This is a genomic window from Chamaesiphon sp. VAR_69_metabat_338, assembly GCF_031423935.1.
Taxonomy (GTDB): Bacteria; Cyanobacteriota; Cyanobacteriia; order Cyanobacteriales; family Chamaesiphonaceae; genus Chamaesiphon.
In genome coordinates this window covers 1-3520 of sequence record NZ_JANPGM010000535.1, presented here as the reverse complement: position 1 = coordinate 3520, position 3520 = coordinate 1, and the positions used below count along the sequence as shown (strand labels likewise).

General features: G+C 50.2%; 3 protein-coding genes. 1 reads left to right on the top strand and 2 read right to left on the bottom strand.

The window, feature by feature from the left end:
* Window positions 1-324 precede the first annotated feature (324 nt).
* A complete protein-coding gene (locus RMO84_RS14785) occupies window positions 325-1140 on the bottom strand; it encodes a HEAT repeat domain-containing protein (RefSeq protein WP_310489209.1) in 816 nt (271 codons plus the stop codon).
* A 530-nt stretch (window positions 1141-1670) separates the two neighbouring features.
* Between RMO84_RS14785 and RMO84_RS14780 the strand changes: the two genes are divergently transcribed.
* Window positions 1671-1838, top strand: coding sequence for a hypothetical protein (locus RMO84_RS14780; RefSeq protein WP_310489208.1), 168 nt, complete (start codon window positions 1671-1673; stop codon window positions 1836-1838).
* Window positions 1839-2050: 212 nt separating this feature from the next.
* Here RMO84_RS14780 and RMO84_RS14775 read toward each other — a convergent pair.
* On the bottom strand, window positions 2051-3520 hold a 1470-nt coding region (locus RMO84_RS14775), incomplete at its 5' end, for a hypothetical protein (RefSeq protein ID WP_310489207.1).

The following is a 3520-nucleotide window of genomic DNA, read 5'->3' as shown; positions in this document are numbered from 1 at the left end:
AACCCTCGGCAGCGGCGCAATGTGGGCGGGTGTCCCGCCCATACAATTGCGACAAGACAAAGCCGTAGACGAGCGAAGCGAGGCGTGTCGTTCGCGTAGCGTCTCGAAGAGAAGACGGAGCGCGAGCCGCTTAACTTGGAGGAAACCTCCAAAGCGCGCGTCGCTGACGCATACAACCTCCAGGTCGATGCGTCGCTATCGCGGAGCGTAACGCACCAAATAATAAATCCCTAAAGCGATCGAGCTAGTGCTATTACCAACCCGACTTTTCCAAAAAGTCGGGTTTGTGTTTTAACCAATATCGATCGATGCATTTGCTAGAAATTAGAGCAGCGCATCCATGAGTTCCATGACTTGCACGGCACCATCCGACAATCGATCGAATGGCGAAAGGGTAATTTGCACCTCTAATAAACCCTTGAGCGCAATCAGCTTCAGACTGTTTTCGGCATGAGCTTGAGAGATCGGCACGGCAGCAGGGAGATAACCGATCGCCCCTAAATCTGATAATAGTGCCCGTCGTACCTGGAGATCGCCGTGGCTCAGTGCTGCAACTAAGCAATCGCCATACATCGGATCGTGAGTGAGTTGGTACATTGCCCGCAATCCTGCATACTTAATGCGGGGAATCGGATGTTCGATAAAGGGTTGTATCTCAGGTACGGCAACTGTCGCACCTAATGTCCCCAAGGCTTCGAGAATGGCGTCGTATGGTTGCGAAAAATCTTCACCATGTGGCAAAAGTCGCCCATCGTGGACGGCGGCGGCTAACATCTGCGTTAACACGGGAATAGCGCGCGGATCGCCCAACATTTCTAGCGATTGCGCCGCCGCTTCCCTCACGTAAAAATCTGGACACTGGAGACACTCGATCAGTGCCGGGACTGCCTGCAGATCTCCTAATTTACCTAACGCTCTAGCCGCACTACGTCGCAAGGGATAGCCACCTTCAAGTGTCCGATCTTCCTCATCTCGTAGCGCGCTCGTCAGTCTGGAGATCGCCGCTGGCTCGGCTACCCGAAATTTACCCAACCACCAAGCTGCATATGTCCGCAGTCCCAAGTCTTGGCTCTGAAGATTCTCGATCGCTTGCGCTACGGTTAGCGGTGCATCCGATTGGATCTGTGATTCATCATCCATAGTTGGGAATTGGGAGTTGGGATTCGGTGCTGAGAGTATCGATCGGTGGGAACTAATGCTTTACGACCGCTCTCTCAAGATTAAAGATCGATTGTATCGATGTTGACATCATTTTAATCGATCGCGTGGGCGAGCGTGGTAATGCTGGCGATCCGCATCCAGACCAAAAAATCGCCATACTTCTTTGCCCCTCACTCTAGGCGACAACTGTGGATAATGCGTCTAACATATTATTTAATCCCGATCGCCGTCGATCGTTTCAACACAACAATCGGGTTGGGTTTCGCTGTTGGCTTTACATACCTTAATAAATTTGAGAAAACTCTCGTACTAATATGAGAGGCTAACTAGTTTTTCCGAGTCGGTATCGATTTTTTGTCAGTTACCAGCATTACCTATTAACTTAAATTAATCCAATCGATCGAACTATTTGTTTTAGATCCCGCTCTTTGTCACAAACGTTAACGATCGACCCCCTGCCTAGCTCCTACCTCCGACAATAGGTATCATAGTTACACCACTTTTGCGCCGTGAGCACAAAGAAAAATCGCTTGAATGTTTCCCTCGATCCGATCGAGCGGGAGAAATTAGAAAAGCTGGCGGCGGAGTCTGGACTGTCGCTGTCGCGGACGATCGCGCAATTAATCCGCAAAGCCAAACGCAAGCCCAAAGATGAAGAAGATCCGATCGACACGTAAAAAACCCAGCTTCTATAGCAATCGCCAAGATCGTGAGGACGTTTTCTAATTAGTCCGCGTAGGCGGACTTTGCATCACCAGCAGCTGCTTGGTGCAACACATGCGGAGGAAACCTCCGCGTGATTGCATCCGTGATTTCAATCGCTGTGTCCTAATAGCCTTGGCGACTGCTATACATAGAAACTGGGTCGATCGATTCAGACAAATCGAGACTAGCCGCGAGCCAATAACTCCTGGCTCTGAGAACGACCGCTAATTTGTAATTGCCGCTGGAGTTGGCGAGTTAACGTTGCAAATACTCCCAACTGAACGAGAATTGCGGTTAAGATCGTGCCTATGCCTAGTTTGAACACACCGAACGGGGCAAAGGGCGAAAATAATAATACGAGTGCAGCCACGCCAGTCGGAGGGCGTCCTGGTGACAAGACACCAGCACAGACTAGCGGGAAGATCGTCGCACCACCGATAATCGCGATCGTCCAGACATTACGTTTTTGGACTTTGAGAAAGAGAGCCAAATGCGCGATCGTGGCATAAATTAACATCAACGCAGCAGCAATACAGACAGTAGCAGCCAATTTCAACTCAATCCCAGGCTTACTCAACTCGTCGAACGCCATACTCAGCTTCGGGATTTTAATATTGGCAAGGAGCGATACGGGCAGCCAAACAGCCATTGCTATGCCCACATTAATCGCGATCGGTAGCAGCACAGGACTTTTGTCGTTAACCAGCAAATCCCGAACTAGATCGCGTTGCCAAAACTTGCGTCCCCCATTGGTGCGTTCGCGGCGATGGCGGCTCCAATCTTGCACTGCTTGCTTGCTAGGCAGCAGCAGGAAGATCGACAATCCTAATGCCGTAAAATCGACACAAGCGAAGATGGTGAGTGTTTGTCGAGTAGTAAAGTATTGGGTTGGATCGGCAAATATTAAGGGGAGCGTAAAGCCGGCAACCCAGAATTGCAAACAAAAATTGATAAGATAACTTTGCTGCTTGCCGATCGCGGTCGCAGTAGGATTGAGATAACGACGCTCGATCGCTTGCCACACCCAATAGCTGGCGATCGCACAGCTACAAATACCGAAGGCATAAATCCAGATGGCACTGCTATTCATCGGTAGTCCGAACCAAACGATCTGATTAACGCTCCGATTGCTGTCTTTGGTAAGCCAATCCGCACGATCGACAGTTCCCCTCAAATAAGCATTGGTAATTAATAGGGGCAACCAGAGCAAGAATCCAGTGCCGATCGTGGTGACGATCGCTTGCACGCCACCGAGGAGTACGTATAAAATCGCGGTGCTGGCGAATAAAAACCAGGTTGCCCCGATCGTCGCATACCAACTTACCAACAGTGGTACTGTCGCGCCCACACTCCAGCCAAAGCCCATGTGTAACGGCAACATCAGTACGGCAGCTAGATATACCAAAATCGGTACGCCCAAGAGCTTGCCGACAAAGATTTTTGGTGCCGATTGCGGACTCAGGCGGATAAAGTTCAGGGTGCCGCGCTTGTCTTCGCGCACCAAATCGGCTACTAACGTATACACCGATCCCAAAATCAGCCCCAATGCCAACATCCAGCTCAGGCAGTTAAACACATCCGATCGCCAGAGTTGCCAGTTAGTCCAAAAATTGCCAGTATTGTCTAATTTACAAAGATCGCCAAGACGCTCCTT

Coding starts and splice junctions, on each gene's coding strand:
- RMO84_RS14785 (WP_310489209.1), bottom strand. CDS start 1,140: ATGGATGATGAATCACAGATCCAATCGGATGCACCGCTAACCGTAGCG.